This window comes from Micromonospora sonchi (assembly GCF_014646235.1).
Classification (GTDB): Bacteria; Actinomycetota; Actinomycetes; order Mycobacteriales; family Micromonosporaceae; genus Micromonospora; species Micromonospora sonchi.
Window position 1 is genome coordinate 123689 of sequence record NZ_BMNB01000008.1, and the last position, 25037, is coordinate 148725.

At 72.3% G+C, this 25037-nt stretch carries 20 protein-coding genes and 1 pseudogene; 6 read left to right on the plus strand and 15 right to left on the minus strand.

Annotation, left to right across the window (positions count from 1 at the left end):
- Window positions 1-43: 43 nt before the first annotated feature.
- From tnpB to ftsY, 9 genes and pseudogenes are all read right to left on the minus strand, one after another.
- The gene (tnpB, locus tag IEY61_RS10855; RefSeq protein ID WP_189043135.1) at window positions 44-1423 is read right to left on the minus strand and encodes an IS607 family element RNA-guided endonuclease TnpB; all 1380 of its coding nucleotides are present in this window, start codon (window positions 1421-1423) and stop codon (window positions 44-46) included.
- Complete coding sequence (locus IEY61_RS10860; RefSeq protein ID WP_229705815.1) at window positions 1420-1581, minus strand: hypothetical protein; 162 nt, start codon at window positions 1579-1581, stop codon at window positions 1420-1422. The genes tnpB and IEY61_RS10860 overlap by 4 nt, the downstream gene beginning before the upstream one ends.
- Window positions 1582-1647: 66 nt before the next feature.
- Window positions 1648-3216 carry a signal recognition particle protein gene (ffh, locus tag IEY61_RS10865; protein ID WP_189043137.1) on the minus strand — a complete coding sequence of 523 codons (1569 nt, stop codon included), beginning with the start codon at window positions 3214-3216 and terminating at the stop codon, window positions 1648-1650.
- 167 nt (window positions 3217-3383) lie between these two features.
- Complete coding sequence (locus IEY61_RS10870; protein ID WP_189043140.1) at window positions 3384-4340, minus strand: nucleotidyl transferase AbiEii/AbiGii toxin family protein; 957 nt, start codon at window positions 4338-4340, stop codon at window positions 3384-3386.
- Between the two features lie 410 nt (window positions 4341-4750).
- A pseudogene (locus IEY61_RS10875) lies at window positions 4751-5911 on the minus strand (bifunctional uridylyltransferase/uridylyl-removing enzyme family protein); the annotation flags it as partial.
- A gap of 12 nt (window positions 5912-5923) precedes the next feature.
- A complete protein-coding gene (locus tag IEY61_RS10880) occupies window positions 5924-6262 on the minus strand; it encodes a P-II family nitrogen regulator (protein WP_189043345.1) in 339 nt (112 codons plus the stop codon).
- Between the two features lie 24 nt (window positions 6263-6286).
- On the minus strand, window positions 6287-7546 hold the full coding sequence (locus tag IEY61_RS10885; protein WP_229705825.1) for an ammonium transporter: 1260 nt from the start codon (window positions 7544-7546) through the stop codon (window positions 6287-6289).
- 220 nt (window positions 7547-7766) lie between these two features.
- Window positions 7767-8630 (minus strand): aminoglycoside phosphotransferase family protein, encoded by an 864-nt coding sequence (locus tag IEY61_RS10890; RefSeq protein WP_189043144.1) that lies wholly within the window; start codon window positions 8628-8630, stop codon window positions 7767-7769.
- A 6-nt stretch (window positions 8631-8636) separates the two neighbouring features.
- Window positions 8637-9827, minus strand: coding sequence for a signal recognition particle-docking protein FtsY (ftsY, locus tag IEY61_RS10895; RefSeq protein WP_189043146.1), 1191 nt, complete (start codon window positions 9825-9827; stop codon window positions 8637-8639).
- A gap of 144 nt (window positions 9828-9971) precedes the next feature.
- Here ftsY and IEY61_RS10900 point away from each other — a divergent pair, with 144 nt between their 5' ends.
- From IEY61_RS10900 to IEY61_RS10915, 4 genes are all read left to right on the plus strand, one after another.
- Window positions 9972-11723: an alkaline phosphatase D family protein gene (locus IEY61_RS10900; protein WP_189043148.1), complete on the plus strand. Its 1752-nt coding sequence runs from the start codon at window positions 9972-9974 to the stop codon at window positions 11721-11723.
- A 174-nt stretch (window positions 11724-11897) separates the two neighbouring features.
- Window positions 11898-12338, plus strand: a complete 441-nt coding sequence (locus tag IEY61_RS10905; protein WP_229705816.1) for a MarR family winged helix-turn-helix transcriptional regulator — start codon at window positions 11898-11900, stop codon at window positions 12336-12338.
- A 287-nt stretch (window positions 12339-12625) separates the two neighbouring features.
- Entirely contained in the window at window positions 12626-14200 is a 1575-nt protein-coding gene (locus IEY61_RS10910; RefSeq protein ID WP_505820369.1) for an MDR family MFS transporter, read from the plus strand.
- 113 nt (window positions 14201-14313) lie between these two features.
- Entirely contained in the window at window positions 14314-14835 is a 522-nt protein-coding gene (locus IEY61_RS10915) for a DinB family protein (RefSeq protein ID WP_189043154.1), read from the plus strand.
- Window positions 14836-14874: 39 nt separating this feature from the next.
- Here the strand turns inward: IEY61_RS10915 and IEY61_RS10920 are convergent, their stop codons facing one another.
- The 3 genes from IEY61_RS10920 to IEY61_RS10930 form a co-directional block, all read right to left on the minus strand.
- Window positions 14875-15495, minus strand: coding sequence for an HAD family hydrolase (locus tag IEY61_RS10920; protein ID WP_189043156.1), 621 nt, complete (start codon window positions 15493-15495; stop codon window positions 14875-14877).
- The gene (smc, locus tag IEY61_RS10925) at window positions 15495-19109 is read right to left on the minus strand and encodes a chromosome segregation protein SMC (protein ID WP_189043157.1); all 3615 of its coding nucleotides are present in this window, start codon (window positions 19107-19109) and stop codon (window positions 15495-15497) included. Before smc ends, IEY61_RS10920 begins: the two co-directional genes overlap by 1 nt.
- A gap of 248 nt (window positions 19110-19357) precedes the next feature.
- Window positions 19358-19552: a hypothetical protein gene (locus IEY61_RS10930; protein ID WP_189043158.1), complete on the minus strand. Its 195-nt coding sequence runs from the start codon at window positions 19550-19552 to the stop codon at window positions 19358-19360.
- Between the two features lie 358 nt (window positions 19553-19910).
- Here IEY61_RS10930 and IEY61_RS10935 point away from each other — a divergent pair, with 358 nt between their 5' ends.
- Complete coding sequence (locus IEY61_RS10935; RefSeq protein WP_189043159.1) at window positions 19911-21059, plus strand: CAP domain-containing protein; 1149 nt, start codon at window positions 19911-19913, stop codon at window positions 21057-21059.
- 221 nt (window positions 21060-21280) lie between these two features.
- Window positions 21281-22111: an endo alpha-1,4 polygalactosaminidase gene (locus IEY61_RS10940; protein ID WP_189043160.1), complete on the plus strand. Its 831-nt coding sequence runs from the start codon at window positions 21281-21283 to the stop codon at window positions 22109-22111.
- Between the two features lie 135 nt (window positions 22112-22246).
- On the opposite strand, the gene mutM is transcribed toward IEY61_RS10940, so the two are convergent.
- From mutM to IEY61_RS10955, 3 genes are read right to left on the minus strand one after another with little or no spacing between them, the layout of a single operon-like run.
- The gene (gene mutM / locus IEY61_RS10945) at window positions 22247-23104 is read right to left on the minus strand and encodes a bifunctional DNA-formamidopyrimidine glycosylase/DNA-(apurinic or apyrimidinic site) lyase (RefSeq protein ID WP_189043161.1); all 858 of its coding nucleotides are present in this window, start codon (window positions 23102-23104) and stop codon (window positions 22247-22249) included.
- Entirely contained in the window at window positions 23097-23993 is an 897-nt protein-coding gene (rnc, locus tag IEY61_RS10950; RefSeq protein ID WP_189043163.1) for a ribonuclease III, read from the minus strand. The genes mutM and rnc overlap by 8 nt, the downstream gene beginning before the upstream one ends.
- Window positions 23990-24943, minus strand: coding sequence for a phosphate acyltransferase PlsX (locus tag IEY61_RS10955; RefSeq protein WP_229705826.1), 954 nt, complete (start codon window positions 24941-24943; stop codon window positions 23990-23992). The genes rnc and IEY61_RS10955 overlap by 4 nt, the downstream gene beginning before the upstream one ends.
- Window positions 24944-25037 lie beyond the last annotated feature (94 nt).

Consider the following 25037-nt stretch of genomic DNA (forward strand, 5'->3'; position numbering starts at 1 on the left):
TCCTACCCGATCACTGCCGCCGTGCGCGAGGAGCCGTTACCTCTCAGTGCGCTCTGACGAGTGCGTGATTGGTAGTCCTGCCTTGCGGTGGGACGGTCCCGGTCTGATCCGCTGGTGCGGTGCCGGGTTGACGCTTCTCAGCCACCAGCCCGCCGGGGCGGGTCTTACGGTCAGCTCCACGTCCAGCCACCGGGCCACTCCCGGCGGAATCCACTTGAGCCGCCAGAGCGGCGAGGTTACGCGCGGCGTTGAGATCCCGGTCGAGGATCAGGCCGCAGGTCGTGCAGGTGTAGGTGCGCTCGGACAGGGCCAGCTTGGCTTTCACCGCGCCACAGCCCGAGCAAGTCTTCGATGAAGGGAACCAGCGGTCGGCTGTCACGAGTCGGCCGCCGTTCCATTCAGTCTTGTACGCCAACTGCCGACGAACCTCGGCGAAACCGGCGTCGGCAATGTGCCGGGCCAACCTGCGGTTGCGCAGCATACCGGCCACATGCAGGTCTTCCACCACGATCGTGCCGTGCTCGCGGGCGAGCCGGGTGGTGAGCTTGTGCAGGCCGTCACGACGCAGATTGCTCACGCGGGCATGCGCGCGGCCCAGCCGAGCCGATGCCCGGACCCACCGCTGCGATGGACGCTGCCCGGTACGCCGGTCAGGGCCGATCTTCCGCGACACGGCACGACCGAGCCGGCGCAGCCGAGTCTGCGCGGCGCCCAGGTGGCGCGGGTTGTCCACCAGCTCGCCGGTGGACAACACCGCCAGATGTGTGATCCCGATGTCCACACCAACCACCGAGCCGGACCGCGCCGGCCGCTGTTGGGCGCGGTCGACCTCGACACAGAACGACACGTGCCACCGACCGCCATCGAGCCGGACGGTGGCGGACATGATCCGGGCGGTGCCGTTGTCGAGGCGGCGGGCCAACTTGCGCGCCGACTCGTGCAGCTTCAGCCGCCCCAACCGAGGCAACACCACATGCTTACGGTCCGGCTCGACATGGATCGCGCCGGTGGTAAACCGCACGCTCGGTATGGTGCGGCGGCGGGACTTGAACCGAGGAAACCCAACCGGGCGACCTTCTCGCTTGCCCGTGCGGGAGTCGGACCAGTTCTTCAACCCGCGGGCGAGAGCATCCAGGCCGGTGTTGAACGCCTCCTTGGAACACTCCCGCCACCACGGCGCCACCTCGCCCTTCGCCGCGTTCCACGCCTTACGCAGCGCCGGCAGTGACCAGCCAACAGACGGAGTCAGCAACTCGTCCGCCACACCGTAGCTGCGTTCGGCCACGCGCTGGTCCATGACCGCCTTGACTCGGGCCAGCGCCCAGTTGTGCGCCACACGCGCCGCGCCCGCATGCGCCAATACCGCGCGTTCCTGCCCCGGCGTGAGGTCCAACGCGAACCGGTACGCCTGGACCGCTTTCACGCTCGATCCCCGGTGGCAGCGAGGTCCTGATACAGGGCAGTGGGGGACGGCACGATCAACCTTCCGTTGATCAGTTCGTACGGAAGGTCCTTCGGCAGGTCGCCGAGGTCGTCAACCGTCCACTCCGACCGCTCGGGCAGGATGGGCGCCACGGTCATGACTCCTCCCTCCAGGGGCGGCATCACCCTAAGCGCCGACGAAACCACCCGCCGTCACCGACACGCTCAGCGAGGCTTGTCGCCCTTGCCGAGCTTGTTGAAGTCGATCTTCGGAAGCTTGAAGCCCGGCGGGAGGCCCTGACCGGCCGCCAGGTCCTCCGGGCTCAGCCCCGGCGGCAGCTGCGGCATGCCGCCCGGGAAGCCACCGGGCAGCCCGCCCTGCGCCCCGCGGGTGCCGGCGCCGCTGCGCGGCCGGCCGCCGCCCTTCGTGCCCTTGCGCTTGTTCTTCGGGCTCTTGGTGGCCTTGCGCCGGCCGCCGCCCGGAAGGCCCATCATGCCGCCCATCTGCTTCATCATCTTCTGCGCGTCGGTGAAGCGGTTGAGCAGCTGGTTGACGTCCATCACGGTGACGCCGGAGCCGTTGGCGATGCGGGCCCGCCGGGAACCGTTGATGATCTTCGGGTTGGTGCGTTCGGCCGGGGTCATCGACCGGATGATCGCGGTGATCCGGTCGAAGTGCTTGTCGTCCAGCTCCGCGAGCTGGTCCTTGACCTGCCCCATGCCCGGCATCATGGCCAGCACGTTGGCGATCGGCCCCATCCGGCGTACCGCGATGAGCTGGTCGAGGAAGTCCTCCAGGGTGAACTGCTCGCCGCCCATCAGCTTGGCGGTCATCTTCTCCTTCTGATCGGTGTCGAAGGCCGCCTCGGCCTGCTCGATCAGAGTGAGGACGTCGCCCATGCCGAGGATCCGGCTGGCCATCCGGTCGGGGTGGAAGACGTCGAAGTCCTCCAGCTTCTCGCCGGTGGAGGCGAACAGGATCGGCTGCCCGGTCACCTGCCGGACCGACAGCGCCGCGCCGCCCCGGGCGTCGCCGTCGAGCTTGGAGAGCACCACGCCGGTGATGCCGACGCCGTCGCGGAACGCCTCGGCGGTACGCACCGCGTCCTGGCCGACCATCGCGTCGATGACGAAGATGACCTCGTCCGGGTCGACCGCGTCGCGGATGTCGGCGGCCTGCTGCATCATCTCGGTGTCGACACCGAGCCGGCCGGCGGTGTCGACGATGACGACGTCCCGGGCGGCCCGTCGGGCGTGCTCGATCGAGGACTTCGCCACCTGCACCGGGTCGCCGACGCCGTTGCCGGGCTCCGGGGCGTACACCTCGACCCCGGCGCGGCCACCGAGCACCTGGAGCTGCCCGACGGCGTTGGGACGCTGGAGGTCGGCGGCGACCAGCAACGGCTGGTGCCCCTGGGCCTTGAGCCAGCGGGCCAGCTTGCCGGCGAGGGTGGTCTTGCCGGAGCCCTGGAGGCCGGCCAGCATGATCACGGTCGGCGGCTGCTTGGCGAACTGGAGCCGACGCCCCTCGCCACCGAGGACGGCGACCAGCTCCTCGTTGACGATCTTGATGATCTGCTGGGCCGGGTTGAGCGCCTGGGAGACCTCCGCGCCGCGAGCCCGTTCCTTGACGTTCGTGATGAAGCCCTTGACGACCGGCAGCGCGACGTCGGCCTCCAGCAGCGCGAGGCGAATCTCGCGCGCCGTGGCGTCGATGTCGGCGTCGGTGAGGCGCCCCTTGCCGCGGAGCTTGGTGAAGATCCCGGAGAGGCGGTCACTCAAGGTGTCAAACACGCGAACATCCCGTTTGTCGTCTTCGGCGGGCACAGCGCGGACGCGCGGGTGTCGTCCAGCCCACCGCTAGCCTAGCCCGACGCCGCTCACCGAGCCCGGCCCAGCCGCTCCCCTTCCAGCGGCAGCGGGCCGGATCGCCCCGACGAGCGCCGGCGATCTCAGGGGGGTCAGCCGCCGACGTCGCTCGCCGACGGGGCATTGCCGCCGGGCGGTGCGGCAGGGGCAGTCTTCTTGGCCTTGCGGCTCTCCTTCAGGCAATCGTTCACGTACCGGGTGAGCTCCTCCATGATGGTGAGCACGTCGCCGGCTAGCAGGGGCAGACCGGTCATCCGGCCGTCGTCGGCGGATGAGGTGCCCGGCTCGGGCGCCAGTTTGCTGAGCCGGCGCCAGTCCTGGGGAAAACTGCGCAGGCTGCTCGGCCCCTTGGGATCCTTCTGCATGGCGGTCCAGATCTCCTCGGCCGCCTGGGGTATCGGCCGGCCCCGCAGCAACGCGGCGATGTCGACGGCGTCGCGGGCCCGCTTCTCGTCCCGGTCCGCCCCGGTGCGGCCGGAGAACGCCTTGATCTTGTCGGTGACGGCCCGATCAGCCGTGACCACCCGCAGCGGAACCGTGGGTTCGTCCGCGGCCCAGCCGCCCTCCTGGATCACCGGCATGCGTCGGGATTCGGTGGGCACGGGCGCGAGCGTCACGCTGACCTCCACGCCGCTGTAGGTCCCGCGCACCGTGGTGTCGGTGATCGAGGAGGCATCGATCACCGAACCGATGCTGGCCAGGATGTCCTGCCGCTGCTGTTTGGCCCGCGCCCGCTCGTCGGCGTTCGTGGCGACCAGGAGGCCGCCCACATCGACGCGCAGGTCCAGATCGTGCACGCCGCGCACCTGCTCCCCGGCGGCGACCCCGGCGCCGCCACCGAGACTCACCTGGGCCTTCAGCCCGAACACGTCCCGGATCAAACCCTCGATGAGCGGCTCGAGATGGGCGGCCGTGCCCATCCGGAACTCCGACTCCGCATCGACCCAGGGTGCCCGCTGAACGGCGAGCACCGGCGCGCCACCCGCGACGAGCGAACGGTCGGCGCCGCCGGCGTCCGCGAGCGTCTGCCCGGCATCGTCCGCCAACACGCGTCCGACGGCCGCGTTGCCGGCCAGCCGTTGCAGGGCCAGGATCCGCTGCGCTACGCCCGTGGCGCTCCCGCCGCCTGCCGAAGCGGCATCGGCAGGCTCCCTCGTTCGGGGTAGCGCCGTCCGGAGTTGGATCACCTGACGTTGCGACCGATCCGGCGGGGACGGGTGCTGGTGTGCGTGCAAGGAGTACCTCCCGGGCTGCTCGGTGAGTTCGCGCTCAGGCAGCATGCGGTGCGGCACGAAGGCGCGTTCGGCTGTCTCTCAGCATCGCGCGTACGTGACTCGACCGGAAGGACCTGCGGGACATCCCGGTCTGCCCGCACCGGTGCTCCTCGGTGCCCATGGTCGTTGCCCCCCTCCTTACACCGCAGCGACGACAGCGGCTTCAAGGCGGGCACGCTCGCCGTCGGCGGGTCAGGCACGACGCCGGTGTCGAGGGTGGTTCGCACCCGGCCGACCAGTTCGCCGACCAGTCGGCCCTTCCAGTCCGACCAGGCGGCCGGGCCGGTGGCGGCGGCATCGGCGCGGACCAGCGCGTACAGCAGGTCGAGGGTGGTGGTGTCGCCGACCGCCTCGGCCACCCGGGCGATGGCGGTGCGGGCCAGCACCAGTTCGCCGTCGTGCTCGACCACGTCCCGGGCGACGGGCCGGCGCACCGGTCGCCTGGCGGCGCCCCGGCAGCGACCGGAGCGCAGCCGGTCGGCGGAACGGAAGGCGTCGTCCAGGGCATGACTGACGGTCCGGGCGTCGCCGGCCACCCGGCGCAGCAACGCGTCGCCGTCGCCGCCCGATCCGGCGGGTGCGGACTGGCGCAGGCCGAGCAGGGCGGCCACCCCGGCGCGTTCCTGGGCGAGCAGCCGGTCGACCCGCCGGCCGACCTGCTGGTGCAGCGCGTCGCGGGTGTCCAGCAGCCGCAACTGCGCGGCGTGTACGGCGGGTCGCAGCGCGTCGGTGATCCCGGCGAGCGCGATGGCCCGCAGGATCCCGACGTCGCGCAGGCCGCCAGCGGCCTCCTTGAGGTCGCCCTCGAGCAGGAACGCCAGCTCGCCGTGGGCCTGCCAGCGAGCGACCGTGCTCTGGCGCAACGGAGCCAGTTGGCGTACGGCGGTGCGCCGCCAGTGGTCGGTGGCGCTGCGGAGCAGGGTGTCGGCCAGGTCGGGGTCGCCGGCCACGAGCCGGGCGTCGAGCAGCCCGAGGGCCACCTTGACGTCGTCCCGGGCCACCGACAGCGCCTCGGCGACGGTGCGCACCGAGTGGTCGAGCCGCAGGCCGGCGTCCCAGATCGGGTACCACAGCTCGGCGGCGAGTTCGTCGATCCCGGGCACTCCGGCGTGCACCAGCACCAGGTCGAGATCGCCGTGGGGGGCGCACTGCCGCCGGCCCAACCCGCCGACCACGAGCAGCGCGACGCCGGCCCGGTCCGGCGCCAGCCGGGCCAGCCAGGCGTCGTAGGCGTCCGCCCGGGCCCGGCGCGCCGTCGCACCGATCCCCGCCGATACGCCGACGACTTCGTTGACCAGCACCGCGTGCCGGGGTTCCCGGGCCCGCCTGCTGGTCGACGAGGTCATTGGGTGCTGTTCCTACAGGGCGTCCAGGCCGCGCTCGCCGGTGCGGACCCGGACGACCTCCTCGACCGCGGTCACCCAGACCTTGCCGTCGCCGATCTTGCCGGTCCGGGCGGCACCGACGACGGCGTCGACGATCTTCTCGACGTCGATCTCGTCGGTGAGCACCTCCACCCGGATCTTGGGTAGGAACTCGACGGTGTACTCGGCGCCCCGGTAGACCTCGGTGTGGCCCTTCTGCCGCCCGTAGCCCTGGACCTCGCTCACGGTCAGCCCGGCCACGCCGAGCGTGTGCAGGGCCTCCTTGACGGCGTCCAACTGGTGCGGCTTGATGACCGCGGTCACCAGCTTCATGTCCAACCCCTCCATTCGCAAACGTTAGCCGGCGACCTTCTCGCTCACCGGTTCGGTGGGCTTCGACCTCGGCGCCGCCGCGGCGGCGATGCCCGCCGCAACGAACGCACCGCCGCTACCCGTGGAGCTGAACTCGTACGCGCTCTCCGCGTGCTCGGCGTTGTCGATGCCCTCGACCTCGGCGTCGGCGCTGGCGCGGAAACCGATCGTCTTCTCGATCGCGAAGCCGATGACGTACGCGACCACGAACGAGTAGACCAGCACCGCGACCACCCCGACCGCCTGAAGGCCCAGCAGCCCGATGCCGCCGCCGTAGAGCAGGCCGTCGTTGCCCGCGCCGGCCAGCACCTCGATGGCCAGGAAGCCGATGAGCAGCGAGCCGAGGATGCCGCCGACCATGTGCACCGCCACCACGTCGAGCGAGTCGTCGTACGTGAAGCGGTACTTCAGGCCGACCGCGAGCGCGCAGACCGCACCGACGATCACCCCGAGGGCGATCGCGCCCAGCGGCTCCAGGAAGGCGCAGGCCGGGGTGATGCCGACCAGGCCGGAGATCGCGCCGGAGGCCGCACCGAGGGTGGTCGGCCTGCCGTCGCGGAGCCACTCGACCACGATCCAGCCGAGCACGGCGGCGGCCGCGGCCACCTGCGTGTTGATCAGCGAGACGGCGGCGGCCCCGTCGGCCGCACCCGCCGAGCCGGCGTTGAAGCCGAACCAGCCGAACCACAGCAGCGCCGCACCGAGCAGCACCATCGGCAGGTTGTGCGGCTTGAACTTGTCCTTCGGCCAGCCCACCCGGCGGCCGAGCACGAGCGCCAAGGCGAGCGCCGCGGCGCCGGCGTTGATGTGCACCGCAGTGCCGCCGGCGAAGTCGAGCACGCCCAACTCGCCGATCCAGCCGCCGCCCCAGACCCAGTGCGCGACCGGAAAGTAGACCAGGGTGGCCCAGACGCCGACGAAGAGCAGCCACGGGCCGAACCTGGCCCGATCGGCGATCGCGCCGCTGATCAGCGCGACCGTGATCACGGCGAACATCAGCTGGAAGCCGGCGAACAGCAGGTCGGGGATGCCGCCCTCGGCGCCGCTGGTCAGCATGCCGCGCAGACCCGCGGCGGAGAGATCACCGGTGATCCCGCCGATGTCATCGCCGAACGCGATGCTGTAGCCGTAGAACACCCACAGCAGGCTGACCAGGCCGATCGCCCCGAAGCTCATCATCATCATGTTGAGCACGGACTTCGATCGCGTCATGCCGCCGTAGAACAGCGCCAGGCCGGGCGTCATGAGCAACACCAGGGCGGCAGAAGTCAAAATCCAGGCGGTGGCACCAGAATTGAGTTCCGGCACGCTGCCTCCTCTCGGGTTGTCTTCCCTCCCTCCCGGCATCGTGCGGCATCGCCCGTACGCCGGTTGGGCGGAAGCCTGATCGGCGGCTGTTTCACCCAGGGTCCCCGGCCGGTTTCCGAACCGTGACGGGTTGTTTCGGACGTGTGAAGAATATGGATCAGCGCAGGGCGTCCTCGAGGACCTGCCGTTCGTAGTCGATCAGCCGCAGGTCCCGCATCGGCCGGCGCAGGTGCCCCTTGTGCACGATCCGGACGAAGGCCGGTTCCCCGGCGGCGGCCATCCGGCGGATGCCCTCGACGTGGTCCACGATCCGCTTTCGGATGGTCCGGATCAGCCGGTGCCGGTCGCGGGGGATGAGCCCGTACTTGTCGGCGAAGAGACGCAGCCGGCGCGGACGGTCGGGGTGCTTCCAGCCCAGGGTGATCGAGTCCCGGTCGGAGAAGATCGGCACCCAGGTCCAGGCCGCGTACGCCACGTCGTAGATCCGCGCCCCGGGTGAGGCGAGGTCGAAGTCGATGAGCCCGAGGGTGCCGTCCGGTCGCCAGATCACGTTGTGCGGCGCGGCGTCGTGATGGCAGATGACCTCGGTGTCCGGCGGCGGCGGCCCGAACGAGCGCCACACCGCCTGCGGTGGCGGGACGAAGCCGTACTGGGCGTCGTGGAACATGCGCAGCATGGTGGCGACGGTGGCCAGCGCCTCGTCGGTCACCCAGTGCGGGGCCAGCGGGTACTGCCCACACTCGCCCTCCAGGTACGACAGCACCTCGCGGTTGCGCTCGTCCATGCCCAGCGCGCGGGGAGCGCCGGTGAACCCGACGTACTCCAGGTGGCGGAGCAGGGCGTGCACCGACGGGGTCCAGGGTCCGGCGTTGCGCCGGACCGTGTCGCCCACCCGGACGACGGTGCTCACGTTCCCGCCGTGCAGGGGGATCTCCTGCGAAGTCACGTACGGTCTCCCGAGGCGCTGCGACGGGTGGCTCGGGTCGCGCCAGCCCGCGTACGCGCGATCTTCTCTGGTCACCCGAGGTTACGCGGTCGGCCCGGGGGCTTCGGTGCCCAGGAGCGCGTCGACGAACTGCGCGGCGTCGAACGGCGCCAGGTCGTCCGGTCCCTCGCCGAGGCCGACCAGCTTCACCGGGATGCCGAGCTTGCGCTGCACGGCGATCACGATGCCGCCCTTGGCGGTGCCGTCGAGCTTGGTGAGCACCACCCCGGTGACGTTGACCACCTCGGTGAAGACGCGGGCCTGCTCCAGGCCGTTCTGGCCGGTGGTGGCGTCGAGCACGAGCAGTGTCTCGTCGATCGGGCCGTGCTTCTCCACCACCCGCTTGACCTTGCCCAGCTCGTCCATCAGACCGACCTTGTTCTGCAGCCGGCCGGCGGTGTCGACCAGCACCGTGTCCACGCCGGTGTCGATGCCGCGCCGGACCGCGTCGAACGCGACGCTGGCCGGGTCGGCGCCCTCCGGGCCACGGACGGTCTCCGCACCGACCCGCCCGGCCCAGGTCTCCAGCTGGTCGGCGGCGGCGGCCCGGAACGTGTCGGCCGCGCCGAGCAGGACGCTGCGGCCGTCGGCGATGAGCACCCGGGCGATCTTGCCGCAGGTGGTGGTCTTGCCGGCGCCGTTGACCCCGACCACCAGCAGCACCGCCGGCACGCCCTCCTTGGGCGCGGTACGCAGCGAGCGGTCCAGCCCCGGGTCGAGCGCGTTGACCAGCTCGGCGGCGAGCAGGGCACGCAGCTCGGCGACCGACCGGGTGCCCAGCACCCGGGTCCGTTCCTGCAGCCGGTCGACGATCTCGCGGGTGGCGTCGATCCCCACGTCTGCGGTGATCAGGCTGTCCTCGATCTCCTCCCAGACGTCCTCGTCGAGCCGGTCGCGGCTGAGCAGGCCGAGCAGCCCCTTGCCGAAGACGTTCTGCGAGCGGGACAGTCGGGAGCGCAGCCGCACCAGCCGGCCGGCGGTGGGCTCGGGCACCTCGACGGTCGGTGCCGGCGCCTCGATGACCGGCGGCGGCTCCACCAGGACGCCGGTGGACAGATCGGCCTCCGGCGCCTGCACCGGCGGCCCGGCGAGCTCCTCCTCCGCGCGGGTGTCCACCTCGGTACGCGGCAACGGCGGCTCCGGCCGCCGGCGCAACCGCGGCACGACCAGCCCGATGCCGCCGAGGATCAGCACGCCGAGCAGGGCGAGAGCGATGAGGAGGTATTCCGTCATGCCGAAATCCTGTCAGATGCCGACGATCGCGTCTCAGCCACCGCTCCCGCCACGCCAGCCGGCAGTAGTTTCGACCACAGCCAGCGATGGTGCGACCAACGTCCGGGTAGTACAGGATGAAGCTCTCTCGTCTGGAGGTTCGGCATGCCCGCGCAGCTGCTCATCGGCCCCCTGCTGCGCCGGATCGTCGGCACGCGGGCCACCGTCTGGGTCGAGACCACGGCACCCGCGGTGGTCACCGTCCGCACGGCCGGCGGCGCCACCGGCACGGCGTCCACCTTCTCCGCGTACGACCACCACTACGCGCTGGTGGTGGTGGCGGGACTCACCCCGGACAGCGCCACGACCTACCAGGTGCTGATCGACGACGAGGTGGTCTGGCCGCTGCCCGAGGGCCGCTTCCCGCCCAGCGTGATCCGGACCCGCGCCGCCGACGACCGGGACCAGCCGGTCCGGCTGCTCTTCGGGTCCTGCCGGGAGACCACCCAGCACGCCACCACCCGCAGGTTGCCCCCGGACGCGCTCGACGCGTACGCCCGGCGGATCATGGCCGACCCCGACCCGGCCGCCCTGCCGGACCTGCTGGTGATGCTCGGGGACCAGGTCTACGCCGACGAGACCTCACCCACCGTGAAGCGGCTGCTGCACCGCCGCCGACGGCGGCCACCGGGCGCACCCGGCGACCAGGTGGTCAGCTTCGACGAGTACACCAAGCTCTACCTGGAGTCCTGGAGCGACCCGGAGATCCGGTGGCTGCTCTCCACCGTGCCGAGCGTGATGATCTTCGACGATCACGAGATCATCGATGACTGGAACACCTCGGCCTTCTGGCGGGCCGACATGCGCGCGCAGCCCTGGTGGGCCGAGCGGATCGCCAGCGGGTTGGCCTCCTACTGGGTGTACCAGCACCTGGGCAACCTCCACCCGGACGAGATCACCGCCGACCCGGTCTTCACCCGGGTGCGCGCGGCCGAGGACGCCACCGAGGTGCTGCGCGAGTTCGGCGCGCGGGTCGACACCGAGGCCGACCTGGCGCACGCCACCGGCCCCCCCTCGTCATCGGCGGCCGACCGCGCGGCTCGCTCCGCACTTCCGCCCGAACGCGCGGACAGTTACCAGTGGAGCTACTCGCTCGACCTCGGCCGCACCCGGCTGGTGATGCTGGACACCCGGTGCAGCCGGGTGTTGCAGCCGGGCCGACGGGCGATGCTGCCGGCCGGCGAGTGGTCCTGGTTCGTCGACCGCGCCCACGGCGACTACGACCACCTGGTGGTCGGATCATCGCTGCCCTGGCTGCTGCCGCCCGGCATCCATCACGTGGAGGCGTGGAACGAGCAGTTGGCCGACTCGCCCCGATCGTGGGTGGTCGCGTTGGCGGAGCGGCTGCGCCGCGGGCTCGACCTGGAGCACTGGGGTGCCTTCCGCCGCTCCTTCGAGGGTCTCGGCGCACTGTTCGCCCGAATCGGCAGCGGCACACCGGGCACACCCGGCGACCGCAAGGGCGCCGGACCGGCGTACCCGCCACCGGCGTCGATCAACGTGCTCTCCGGGGACGTGCACCACTCGTACGTGGCCCGGGTCCGGTTCGCCGACCCCGGCGTACGCACCCCGGTGCATCAACTCACCTGCTCGCCGTTCCACAACCAGGTGCCGGCCGGGCTGCGCCCACTGATGCGACTCGGCTGGGCGCGCGGGCCGGCCGGGGCGGCCCGCGCGCTGGCCCGCACCGCCGGGGTGCCCCGACCCGCGATGACGTGGCGCAAGCTGGCCGGCCCGTACTTCGGCAACGCGGTGGCCACGCTCACCCACGCCGGCCGCAACGCCGAGGTGATCATGGAGGGCACCACCGGCGACGGCCACCTGCGCGAAGTGGCCCGCCACCGCCTCACCCCCTGACCAGGTGCAAGGAAGGGCCCCTTATTAACGCCTGGCGTAGTAAAAGGGCCCCTTGTTAACACGCTCCGACCGTGTGCCGGGCGGGGCGGGGCGGCGTCGCCGGCCGGGCAGGCAACGGCCCGGCAGGCAACGGCCGGCCAAGCGGCCGGCAGCACTGCTTCGTACCCTCGTCGGGTGGACGAACAGCTGCCGGAGAGCCTGCGCGAGGTCGAGCACGAGCTGACCGCGCTGTTGCGCCGCGGCCGGGCCATCTCCTGGGAGATCGCCAGCGAGGTGCATCCCAACCTGGAACCGAACGCGTACGGGCTGCTGCTCTGGCTGCGCCGCTCCGGCTCGATCCGGCTCACCGACCTGGCCGCCCGGCTCGGCGTCGGCAAGGGCACACTCAGCCGGCAGATCCAGAGCCTGGAAGGCCTCGGGCTGGTCCGGCGGGACCCGGACCCGAGCGACCGGCGGGCCGCTCAGCTCAGCCTGACCGAGGAGGGCCAGCGCCGGTTCGACGCCGCCCGGGCGTCCCGGCTCCGGCAGATCCGGCGAGCCCTGGAGAGCTGGCCGCGCCAGGACGTCGAGGAGTTCGCCCGCCTGATGCGCCGGTTCAACGACGCCTGGGGGTGAACCTCCGACCGGCTCATCCGGTCCCGGTGAACCAGGCCGGCCCGAAGATCGACACCGTTCCGCCGAAACGGCGCCATCGGTGCCGAGTTGAGTACGCCGTTCCGGCGAAACCGTGACGATCATTCCGCCGCTCCGCTCCCCTCCCCTCGGAACAGATCACCGCCACGGCGAGTTGTTGCTTGAGGCAACCAAGCCCTACGGTTGCCTGCGGCAACACCATTCACTCCGCTTGGAGGCACCTCCGTATGACTCAGGCGAGCGTCCCTGCCCGAGCGATCCCTGTCGCGATGACCCACCGGCAGATCCTGGAGGCTCTCTCCGGCCTGCTGCTGGGCATGTTCGTCGCGATCCTCTCCGGCACGGTCGTCGCGAACGCGCTGCCGAGGATCATCACCGAGTTGCACGGCACCCAGTCCGCGTACACCTGGGTGGTCACCTCGACGCTGCTGGCGACCACCGCGACCACCCCGCTCTGGGGCAAGCTCGCCGACCTCACCAGCAAGAAGGTGCTGGTCCAGGTCGCCCTCGTGATCTTCGTGCTCGGGTCCGTGCTGGCCGGGCTCTCGCAGTCCACCGGGCAACTGATCGCCTGCCGGGTGCTCCAGGGCGTCGGCGCCGGCGGCCTCACCGCGCTGGCTCAAGTGATCATGGCCACGATGATCGCGCCTCGCGAGCGCGGCCGGTACAGCGGCTACCTCGGGGCGGTCATGGCCGTCGGCACCATCGGCGGTCCGCTGATCGGCGGCGTCCTCGTCGACACCCCCTGGTTGGGCTGGCGCTGGTGCTTCTACGTCGGGGTGCCGTTCGCGCTGCTCGCCCTGGTCGTGCTTCAGAAGACCCTCGACCTGCCGGTGGTCAAGCGGAAGGTGCAGATCGACTGGTGGGGCGCCACACTGATCACCGCCGCCGTGTCACTGCTGCTGATCTGGATCTCGCTCGCCGGCAGCCGGTACGACTGGCTCTCCTGGCAGAGCGCGGTCATGGTGCCCGGCGCGCTGCTGCTCGGTGCCGCCGCCGTCCGGGTGGAGACCCGGGCCAGCGAGCCACTGATCCCGCCGCGACTGTTCCGCAACCGCACCATCACCCTCTCGGTGCTGGCCAGCATCGCGGTGGGCGTGGGCATGTTCGGCGCCTCGGTCTTCCTCAGCCAGTACTTCCAGATCAGCCGTGGCGTCACCCCCACCATGTCCGGCCTGATGACCCTGCCGATGATCCTCGGCCTGCTGGTCGCCTCCACGGCCGTCGGCCGGATCATCACCAGCACCGGCCGCTGGAAGCGCTACCTGGTCGCCGGTTCGGCCCTGCTCACCGTCGGTTTCGCGCTGATGGGCACGATGCGGGCGGACACTCCGTACTGGCGGGTCAGCGTCTTCATGGCGCTGATCGGTGTCGGCATCGGCATGACCATGCAGAACCTGGTGCTCGCCGTGCAGAACACCGTCGGCGCGCACGAACTCGGCGCGGCCAGCTCCGTGGTGGCCTTCTTCCGCAGCCTCGGCGGCGCCGTCGGGGTCAGCGCGCTGGGTGCCCTGCTCGGACACAACGTCAGGCGCTATCTCGCCGACGGGCTGGCCGCGCTCGGCGTACCCGCGCCGGCCGGCAGCGGCGACACCCTGCCGGACGTGCACACGCTGCCCGCACCGATCCGGGCCGTGGTGGAGTCGGCGTACGGCCACGGGGCCGGGGACATCTTCCTGGCCGCCACCCCGTTCGGGCTGATCGCCCTGATCGCCGTCCTGTTCATCAAGGAGGTGCCGCTGCTGCGGCACACCGGCGGTCCGCTCACCGACGAGGTCGAGCAGGAATCGACGGTGGCGGCGGGCGGAGGGGCCGCCGTGATCCGGACCGGGATCCGGGACTGACCGACGATGGACACTCCGACCGATCGCGCCGGTGACCTTCCTGAGTCGACGCGGCGGCTGGGGACGGGAAAATGTGTCGCCGGCTGTCGGGGATGCGGTCCAGGATGGCGGGCATGATCTGGAGAGCGCCGGAGATCACCCGGACCCCCGAGCCCCATGTCGGCGACGAGCGCACCATGCTGGAGGGCTGGCTCGACTACCACCGGCAGACCCTGCTGCTCAAGTGTGCCGGCCTGACCGCCGACCAGCTGCGCACCGCCAGCGTCGAGCCGTCCGGGCTCACCCTGCTCGGGCTGGTACGGCACCTGGCCGAGGTGGAAGCCTGGTGGTTCCGGGAGAACTTCGGCCGTCAGCGGGTCGACTACCCCTACTACACGCCGGAGAATCCGGACGCCGACCACGACGTGAGCGTCGCCGACGCGGAGGCCGACTTCGCCACCTACCACCGGGAGGTGGAGCTGGCCCGCGCCGCCGTCGCCGGTCGGTCCCTCGACGAGACGTTCACCGAGGTCGGGCCCAAACAGCGGACGTTCAACCTGCGCTGGGTCTACGTCCACATGATCGAGGAGTACGCCCGGCACAACGGGCACGCCGATCTGATCCGCGAACGCATCGACGGCACCACCGGCGACTGACCGTCGCGGCGGCGCCCGCCGAGGGCGCCGCCGGGCACCTCAGAACGCCAGCGCCGCTCGCAGGTAGCGCAGGTCGGCGGGGCCGGTCCAGCGGTACGCGGACAGCCCCGCCACCCGGGCTCCGCTGACCGCCCGATCCTCGTCGTCGACGAAGAGCACCCGGTCCGGCGGGGTCTCCAGCACCACGCAGGCGGCCTGGAAGTACTCGCGGGCCGGCTTGTGCACCCCGATGGCCGAGGAGTTGACCACCACGTCGAGCTCGCCGGTGAGTTCCAGCGCGGCCAGGTCGGCGTCGAGCAAATCGGTGGCGTTGGTGCCCAACCCGACCCGGATGCCGCCGGCGCGCGCCTCGCGGATGAACGCCAACACCTCCGGGACGACCTCGCCGCGGTAGCGCTGCCACTCCTGCACGGCGGCCCGGGCCCGCGCCGGGTCGCCCACGGAGGGAGTCAACGCGTCGGCGACACTCGACACCCACTCGGCGTGGCTGACCCGGCCGGTGAGCACCGGCTGGAGCAGCCCCCAGGACATGGCGATCTCGCCGAGCACGCCGGAGGAGAGGCCGTGTTCCCGCTCCACCCCGGCGGCGACCGCCGGGTCCCACCGCCGCAGTACGCCGTCGAAGTCCACCAGGAGCGCCGTCGCGCGTTCCCGAGCCACTACCCGTTCTCCTCGCCGCGGCCGTGCCGCTCGTCGTCCCCGTCGGCCCGGTTGAGCCGCTGGCTGATCACCTGGGTCACCCCGCCGCGCATGGTCACGCCGTACAGCGCGTCGGCGATCTCCATGGTCCGCTTCTGGTGCGTGATGACGATGAGCTGGCTCTTCTCCCGCAGCTGCGCGAGCAGCTTGATCAGCCGGCCCAGGTTCACGTCGTCGAGGGCGGCCTCGACCTCGTCCATGATGTAGAACGGGCTGGGCCGGGCGCGGAAGATCGCCACCAGCATCGCCACCGCGGTCAGCGACCGTTCGCCGCCGGAGAGCAGCGACAGCCGCTTGATCTTCTTGCCGGGCGGACGGGCCTCGACCTCGACGCCGGTGGTGAGCAGGTCGTCCGGTTCGGTGAGCACCAACCGGCCCTCCCCGCCGGGGAAGAGGACGGTGAAGACCTGCTCGAACTCCCGGGCGGTGTCGGCGAAGGCGCTGGCGAAGACCTCCAGGATCCGCTCGTCGACGTCCTTGACCACGGTGAGCAGGTCGCGGCGGGTCGCCTTGAGGTCCTCCAGCTGCTCGGAGAGGAACTTGTACCGCTCCTCCAGCGCGGCGAACTCCTCCAGGGCGAGGGGGTTGACCTTGCCGAGCAGGGCCAGCTCCCGTTCCGCCTTGGCGGCCCGCTTCTCCTGCACCGGCCGTTCGTAGCGGACCGGCTCCGGCACCGGCAGGCCGTCGCGCTCGGCGGCGGCCACCTCGGCCTCGGTGGGCGGCACGGGCTGGGTCGGGCCGTACTCCGCAATGAGGGTCTCCACGGTCAGGCCGAAGTCCTCGGCGGCCTTCGCCTCCAGCTGCTCGATGCGCAGCCGCTGCTCGGCGCGGGCGACCTCGTCGCGGTGCACCTGGCTGGTCAGTCGCTCCAGTTCCGCGCCGAACCGCTTGGCGGCGGCCCGCACCTCCTGCAGTTCCGCCTCGCGGGTGGCCCGCTCGCGGGCCACCGCGTCCCGATGCTCCTCCGCCCCGGCGATGCTGGTGGTCAGCCGCCGCAGCGCCTCCCGCGCGTCGCCGGTGACGGCCCGGGCGATGCCCGCGCCCCGGGTCCGCGCGGCCCGCCGGGCCGCGGCCCGTTCCCGCGCCGCGCGCTCGGCGGTGGCCTGCCGGCGCAGCGAGTCGGCCCGCCCGGCGATGGAGGACACCCGCTCCTCGGCGGTACGCACCGCGAGCCGGACCTCCATCTCGTTCTGCCGGGCCTGCGGCACCATCGCGGCGAGCTGGTCACGTTCGTCGGTGGAGGGCTCGGCGTCGATCGGGGTCGCCTCGGCCAGCCGCAGCCGCTCCGCCAGCTCGGCCAGCGCGGTCAGGTCCCGTTCCCGGGCGGCCTCGGCGCGGGCCCGCGACTCGCCCAGCCGGTCGGTCTCCGCCCTGGCCGACCGGGCGGCGGCGCCGAGCTCGGCCAGCCGGCGGGCGGCGGCGTTACGGTGGCTCTCCGCCTCCCGTTTGGCAGCGGCGGCGTGCTGCACGCGCTCCTTGGCCTCGGCCACGGCCGCTCGGGCGTCGACCAACTGTGCGCGTAGCTCCGCGCTGGCTCGCTCGGCGGCGAGCCGGTTGGTGCGGGCTTCCTCGACGGCCGCCTGCACCTCGATGTGACTGGGCGCCTTCGCCGACCCGCCCGCCGCCGCGTACGCGCCGACGATGTCTCCCTCCCGGGTGACCGCCCGCAGCTCGGGATTGCCGGCGACCACCTCGGCTGCGGCGGCGAGGTCCTCGACCAGCACCACGTCGCGCAGCGCGCGGTGCACCGCCGGGCGCAGCTGCGCGTCGCAGTCGACCAGGTCGGGAGCCCACTGGGCACGGTCGGGCAGCTTGGGACGCAGCGCGTCGGCGGAGCCGGCCATCCCCGGACCGGTGGGGCCGCCGACCAGCAGCTCGGCGCGGCCCGCGTCGGAGATCTTCAGCAGCCGCATCGCCTCCACGGCTTCGTCCACCCCGGTGACCGCGACCGCGTCGGCCATCCCGCCGAGCGCCGCGGCGAGCGCCGCCTCGTGACCGGGGGCGACCGTGAGCAGGCCGGCGAGGCTGCCCAGCAGGCCGGGCACCTGGTCGGCGCGGCCGAGCAGCGCGCCGGCGCCGTCCTTGCGGCGCAGGCCGAGCGCGAGCGCCTCCTCGCGGGCCTTCCAGGTGGCTGCGTCCTTCTCCGCGGCCCGTTCGGCGTCGGACAGCGAACGGACCGTCGCCTGCGCCTTCTCCTGGACGGCGACCGCCTCGGCGTGCCGGGCGTCCAGGTCGGCGTTGTCCCGGTCGGCCTCGGTGGACTGCTCGGCGACCGCGTCCAGCTCGGCCTGGGCCCGCTCGGCCCGGGCCAGCGCGTCGGCGTGCGCGGCGGCGAGCCGCTCGATCTCCTCACCGGCGCTGGTGGTCCGCGCCTGGGCGGAGTTGACCTGGCCGGTCAACCGGGCCAGTCCTTCCCGCCGGTCGGCGATCGCCTTGGCGGCGGCGACCAGTTCCCGTTCGGCCGCGGCGAGCTGCCGTTCCAACTCCTGGCGGTGCTCCACCGCCTCGGCGAGGCGGATCTGGTCGTCGGTGAGCGCCGCGCGCAGTTCCTCCTCCTGCTCGCGGACCCGTTCGGCCTCGGCCTCCAACTGCTCCGGATCCCGGCCCGGGCGCTCGTCGTCCGGCGTGGCGCTCAGGTGCCGCAGCCGCTCCACCGCGAGCTGCTCGATCGAGCGGAACCGTTCCTGCAGCGCGGAGAGCTTGTACCAGGTGTCCTGCGCGGCGGCCAGCAGCGGGGCGTCGAAGGCCAGCGCCTCCTCCAGCTCGCCGAGGCGCGACTGCACCTCGGCGTGCTCGGCCTCCACCTGCTCGCGCCGCTGCCGCAACGCGGTCTCGTCGGCGATCTCCCGGTCGAGCGTGGTCCGCAGGGTGGCCAGGTCGTCGGCGAGCAGCCGCAGTCGGGCGTCGCGCAGGCTGGCCTGGATCACGGCGGCCCGGCGGGCCACCTCGGCCTGCCGGCCGAGCGGCTTGAGCTGGCGGCGCAGCTCGGCGGTGAGGTCGGTCAGGCGATTGAGGTTCACTTGCATCGCGTCGAGCTTGCGCAGCGCCTTTTCCTTGCGCTTGCGGTGCTTGAGGACGCCGGCCGCCTCCTCGATGAACGCCCGCCGGTCCTCCGGCTTGGCGTGCAGCATGCCGTCGAGCCGGCCCTGCCCCACGATGATGTGCATCTCCCGGCCGATGCCGGAGTCGGAGAGCAGCTCCTGGATGTCGAGCAGCCGGCACGTGTCGCCGTTGATCTCGTACTCGCTCTCACCGGAGCGGAACATCCGGCGGGTGATGGAGACCTCGGTGTACTCGATCGGCAGAGCGCCGTCGGTGTTGTCGATGGTGAGGGTCACCTCGGCGCGGCCCAGCGGGGCCCGGCCGGCGGTGCCGGCGAAGATGACGTCTTCCATCTTGCCGCCACGCAGCGCCTTCGCGCCCTGCTCGCCGAGCACCCAGGCGATGGCGTCGACGACGTTCGACTTGCCGGAGCCGTTCGGGCCCACCACGCAGGTGATCCCCGGCTCCAGCTTGAGCGTCGTCGCGGAGGCGAAGGACTTGAAGCCCTTCACCGTCAGGCTCTTGAGATGCACCTTCTCGATCCTCGTCCGGTGGCCGCCGTACCGTCGCCCGGCTGCGCGGACCCTGGTGAACCCGCAGACTAACCCGGAACCTGGCCGGTCGCCCCACGCGACCCACCCGCCGCTCACCGCGCGCCGTCCGGCCCGGTCCGCGCACCGAACGGCCCAACCGAGGGGGTACGCACAGAATCGCGCGCCGGCACATCGTGTCGGCGCGCTTTGGGTGCGGTGGTGCTATTCGGTTGTGGCGGCCAGGTGGATCAGGTCAGGGCTGGCTCGGTCAGGCGGAGCAGATCGTCCGCCTCCGCCGCCGCCGCCGCGAGCCGATCGTTCTCGGCGCGCAGCCGCGTGACCTCGAACTGCAGTGATTGAACCCTGGCACGCAGTCGGGTGACCTCGTCGAGCAGGCGCCGATCGGGCGCCGCACCTACGTGGCCGAAGAGGGCCTTCGCCATGTTGACTCCTTGAATTGCGCTGCCGGAGAGGCCGGCCAACGCGCGCCCATGTGTACGCGACTACCACTCCCACGAAATCTGGGCATGGCCGGGCGCGACTGGCGACTTCTCCATAGTGAGCCGGCAGCCCCTGCTTCGTCAAGTTGACGTAGGCCATAGATCATTCCGGCGTCGCCCCGACCCGCCGCCGGGGGCACCCTCACAAGGCGCGGACACACTCTGTCCGGACGCACTGACTCTACGGGGTCGAATCGCCCGAACACCTCACCCGGATGGCCAGGGTCCCCTTAACTCTTCCTTAGCCGCATTGCTGCTGGTCAGCCCGGAACGTAGCGTCACCCCGGCCCATACCCGACCCGTGGAGGCGACAGGCGTGCACGGCTGGAACGATCCGATCGACCCGGCGAACGGCCCTCGGCGACCCGAGCCGATCGATGACCCGGCCTGGTTGAGCGACCGACCGGCGCCGCGGTCGTCGTACCTGTTCGGCGACGAGCCGGACCGCCCCTCCGAGGAGTGGTACCGCGACCAGCCGACCGAGCAGTGGCAGGCCGCCACCACCTCGGACGCCGCCGGGTGGGCGGGCGCGGGCCGGCACCGCGACGAGCACCACCACGCCGGTGAGCCGGGAACCGGGCACCACGAGCTCGGCGGTTGGCCGGCGGCGGGGTCGGCCGCACCGGCCGCGACCGACCGACAGGTGGCCGACCCGGCCCGCAGCGGCCGCCGGGGTCGCCGGGTTCGCCGGCGCTCGCGCCCCCTGGTGATGGGTGGTGCCGCCGCGGCGGCCACCCTCGTGGTGAGCGTCGGCGTCGCCGCCCTCGCCCTGCCCGGCGACGACACCCCCACCAACACCAGAGCCGGCGAGGTGCCCGCCGCCACCGCACCGGCGCTGCCCGACGAGGAGCCGGCGATTCCCTTCGACACGCTCGAGAGCCCGAGCCCCAGCCCGAGCGTCTCGCCCACCACCGCCGCGCCCTCCCCGACACCGAGCCGGACCGTCAAGCCCAGGCCGGCGCCCACGCCCGCCCAGTCGCGCAGCACGGCGGCCTCCCGGCAGGGCGCCGCGCGACAGGCCAGCCCGAGCCGGGGCACCACCGCCTCGGCCGCCCCGTCCAGCGGTGCGACCACCGAGGCGGCCGAGATCCTCGGACTGGTCAACGCGGAACGGGCCAAGGCGGGCTGCGGGGCGCTGAGCATCGACGAGCAGTTGATGACCGTGGCCCAACGGCACAGCCAGGACCAGGCGGACCACCGGAACATGTCGCACACCGGCAGCGACGGCAGCGATCCGGGCGAGCGGATCGACCGGGTCGGGTACAGCTGGCGTACGTACGGCGAGAACGTGGCCTGGAACCAGCAGTCGCCGGCCGCGGTGATGGACGCGTGGATGAACAGCTCCGGTCACCGGGCCAACATCCTGAACTGCAGCTTCACCGAGATCGGCATCGGCGTCGCGAGCAGCAACGGCCCCTACTGGACGCAGGTCTTCGCCACCCCGCGCTAGCCCCTACACCCCGCGCCCCACGCGGTTGATCACGAGGTTGGCGGACAGCGCTTTCCCATGCCGCCAACCCCATGATCAACGCGACAGGGCGGGTTCGTCGGCGGGAAGGACCGCGAGTCGTTGTCGGGTCTGTGCTCGTTTGACCCGGTGGGGGTGGGCCGGGATACCGGTGTGGGGCTCGGGCGGCGCGGGATGTCGCCCCGCGACCTGCGGAGCTGGGCATGCGGAACGGGCTGGACGAGCGGCCGACGCGAGGATCGCGCCGGGCGCTGCCGGCGTGCCTGGCGCTCGTGGTGCTCGCCACGATGGTGTCCTGCCGGCCCGACCCCGCCCCGCCCGGCGGCCCGTGGCCGGCCGCCTCGGCCCGGGACTGGCAGTGGCAGCTGACCGGCGTGCTGGACCCGGCGGTCGAAGCGGACGTGTTCGTGCTCGACCCGGTGGCCACCACCGCGGCGCAGACCACCGAGCTGCGCTCCCGGGGGCGCCGGCTGATCTGCCAGGTGCACGTCGGATCGGTGCACCCCGACGACCCGGACGCCGGCCGCTACCCGCCACCGGTACGCGGCGCCACGTCGTCCCGGACCGGTCGTACCTGGCTGGACGTACGCCGTTGGGAGACGCTGCGGCCGGTGCTGGCCGACCGGTTCCGGCTCTGTCGCGGCAAGGGGTTCGGTGCCGTGGTGCTCGCCGACGCCGACGGCTACGACCAGGGCAGCGGCTTCCCGCTGGCGTTCGACGACCAACTGGCGTTCAACCGCCGGGTCGCCACGCTGGCCCGCTCGCTCGACCTCTCCCCCGGCCTGTTGGGTGCCCTGGCGCAGGTCGCCGCGCTGGCGCCGGACTTCGACTTCGCGGTCAACGAGGAGTGCGTACGCCTGAAGCGGTGCGCCAAGCTGCTGCCCTTCGTCGACGCCGGCAAGCCGGTGTTCCACGTCGAGTACACCGGCACCACCACGGACTTCTGCGTCACCAGCGTCGGGTACGGCTTCGCCTCAATCCTCAAGAACCGCACCCTGGACGCGTGGCGGCAACCCTGCCCACCACCCCCGTAACCACCCCCGACACCTCGCCGACACCTCGCCGGCCCCTCGCCGATCTTGCACTTTCGGTCGCCTATACGCCCTTTTTGCACTTTTTGCGGGGACAGAAACTGCAAGATCGCCGAGCGGGGAGGGTGGGGAGGGTGGTCAGGTGTGCGCGGCGGCTCGGGGGCGCGGCTGGCAGCGCGGGCAGCTGTAGGAGGACCGGTTCATGAACGCCTCGCGGCGGATCGGCGCGGCGCAGCGGCGGCAGGGCTGCCCTTCGCGACCGTAGACGTTCAGCGACCGGTCGAAGTAGCCGCTCTCGCCGTTGACGTCGACGTAGAGGGCGTCGAAGCTGGTGCCACCTGCGGTGATCGCCTCCCCGAGCACGTCCCGGACATGGCCGAGCAGCCGCCGGGCAGCCGGGCCGGTCAGCGCGTCGGTCGGTCGGGCCCCGTGCAGCCCCGCCCGCCACAGTGCCTCGTCGGCGTAGATGTTGCCCACCCCGGAGATCAGCGTCTGGTCGAGCAGCGCACGCTTGACCTCGGTACGACGTCGGCGCAGCGCAGCCCCGAACTGCGTGTCGGAGAACTCCGGATCCAGCGGGTCCCGGGCGATGTGCGCGATCTCCGAGGGCAGGGTCGCGCCGCCCTCGCTCACCGACAGCCCGCCGAACGTACGCTGGTCGACGAAGCGCAGCTCCGGCCCGTCGTCGGCGAAGCGGAAGCGCACCCGAAGGTGCGCCTCGTCGGGCGCGGTGGCTGGCTGCAGGAGCAGTTGCCCGGACATCCCGAGGTGCCCGATCACCGCGTCCCCGCTGTCCAGCGGTAGCCACAGGTACTTGCCCCGCCGGCGTACGTCGAGCACGGTCCGACCGGCCAGGACGTCGGCGAAGTGGGCGCCACCGGGAACATGCCGGCGCACCGCTCGGGGGTGGAGCACCTCGACCCGGTCGATCCGCCGGCCGATGACCCAGCGGGCCAGCCCCTGCCGGACGGTCTCCACCTCAGGCAGCTCAGGCACCATGCACCTGCGCTTCGGCCGGCTCGGCGGCCGGGCCGGGCCGCTCGATCTCGACCACGGCCGGCTCGGCCTCGACCACGGCCGGTTCGGCGGCCGGGCCGGGCCGCCCGGCCGCAGTCGCCGCCGGCTCGGCTGCCGTTTCGGGCTGCTCGGTCGTTGTCGCGGTCGCCGTCGTCTCGGCCTGGTCGGTCAGCATGCGCCATGCCGACTCCGCCGCCCGCTGCTCGGCTTCCTTCTTGCTGCGCCCCTCGGCGCCGCCGTACCGGTTGCCGGCGACCATCACCCAGGCGGTGAAGGTCTTCAGATGGTCCGGACCGGTGCCCTCGATCCGGTACTCCGGGACACCGAGGCCGAGCGCGGCCGTCAACTCCTGCAGGCTCGTCTTCCAGTCCAGCGCGGCACCACGACCGGCCGACTCGGCCATCAACGGATCGAACAGCCGGTGGATGACGATGGCGGTGGTGTCCAGCCCGTACTGGAGGTAGATCGCGCCGAGCAGCGCCTCCAGGGTGTCGGCGAGGATGCTCGCCTTGTCCCGCCCCCCGGTGGTCTCCTCGCCCTTGCCCAGCAGCAGGTACGGGCCGAGACCCTCCGGACCCAGGCCGCGGGCCACGTCGGCGAGGGCACGCATGTTCACCACGCTGGCCCGCAACTTGGCCAGCTGCCCCTCGGGCAGGTCGGGGTGGTTGTGGAACAGCGCCGTGGTGACCACCACGCCGAGCACCGAGTCGCCGAGGAACTCCAGCCGCTCGTTGGTGGGCAGGCCACCGTTCTCGTACGCGTACGAGCGGTGGGTCAGTGCCCGCTCCAGCAGTTCCGGATCCAGCGACACGCCGAAGGCGGCCTCGAGGTGGCCGACGGAGGGCCGCCGCCGCTTGTCGTTGCTCATGATGTGCGTACCTCTATGTCTGTCATGCAAAGGTTGCGGTTCTCGGCGAGCAGCGCGGCCACCCGCTCGACGGCGTCCTGCCGCCAGAGCTGGGCGGCGAGCGCGATGCCGGAGGCGATGTCGTCGGTTCGGGCCGCCCCGTGGCACACCACCACGGTCCCGGCCACGCCGAGCAGGGCCGCCGCCCGGGGTGCGGCCTTGCCGGGCGGCGCCCCGCCGGCCATGGCGTACGCGCCCTCGACGGCCTTGAGCAGCACGTTACCGGTGAAGCCGTCGGTGACCACCACGTCGGCGCGGGCGCCGAGGCAGATGTCGTACCCCTCGACCAGTCCGACGTAGCGGGCGTCGCCGGGCAGTTCCGCGGCGCTGAGCACCGGGTCGGTCAGCCGGCGGGCCCGGTCGCCCTTGCCGGGTTCGGTGCCGACGGAGAGCAGTCCCACCCGGGGCGCGGCCAGGCCGTGCGCGACCGCGGCGTAGGCGGCACCGAGCACGGCGTGCTGGGCGAGAGTCGCGGCGCTCGGCTCCAGCGAGCCACCGACATCCAGGAGTACGACCGTTCCGGCGACAGCGGGTAGCGCGGCGACGAGCGCCGGGCGGCGGACCTCGGGCCAACGGCCGAAACCGAGGGCGGCAGCGGTGACGGTGGCGCCGGTGGAGCCGGCCGAGACCAACGCGTCGGCCTGCCCGGATCGGACGGCGGCGACGGCGGCCCGGATGGTGGTGTCGGCGCGGGCCGCGGTGAGATCGTCGGCCATGTCGACGGCGGCGTCTGCCGGACGCACGGTGACCCGGCCGCGATCGGCCGGGTCGAGGGCGTCGAGCAGCGCGCCGGCCGCTTCCATCGGGCCGACGAGCAGGAGTTGCAGGTCGGGGTCGGTACGCATCGCCCGTAGAGCGCCGTCCACCACCACGGCGGGAGCCTCGTCCCCGCCGAGGAGGTCAACGGCGATCCGTGCGGTGCCCGGCTGCTTCGCGACGCCGGCCGGGGAGAGCCGGCCGGCGTCGGCGGGAGCAGCGGGGGATCGCCGGGATGTGCGCGTCGCC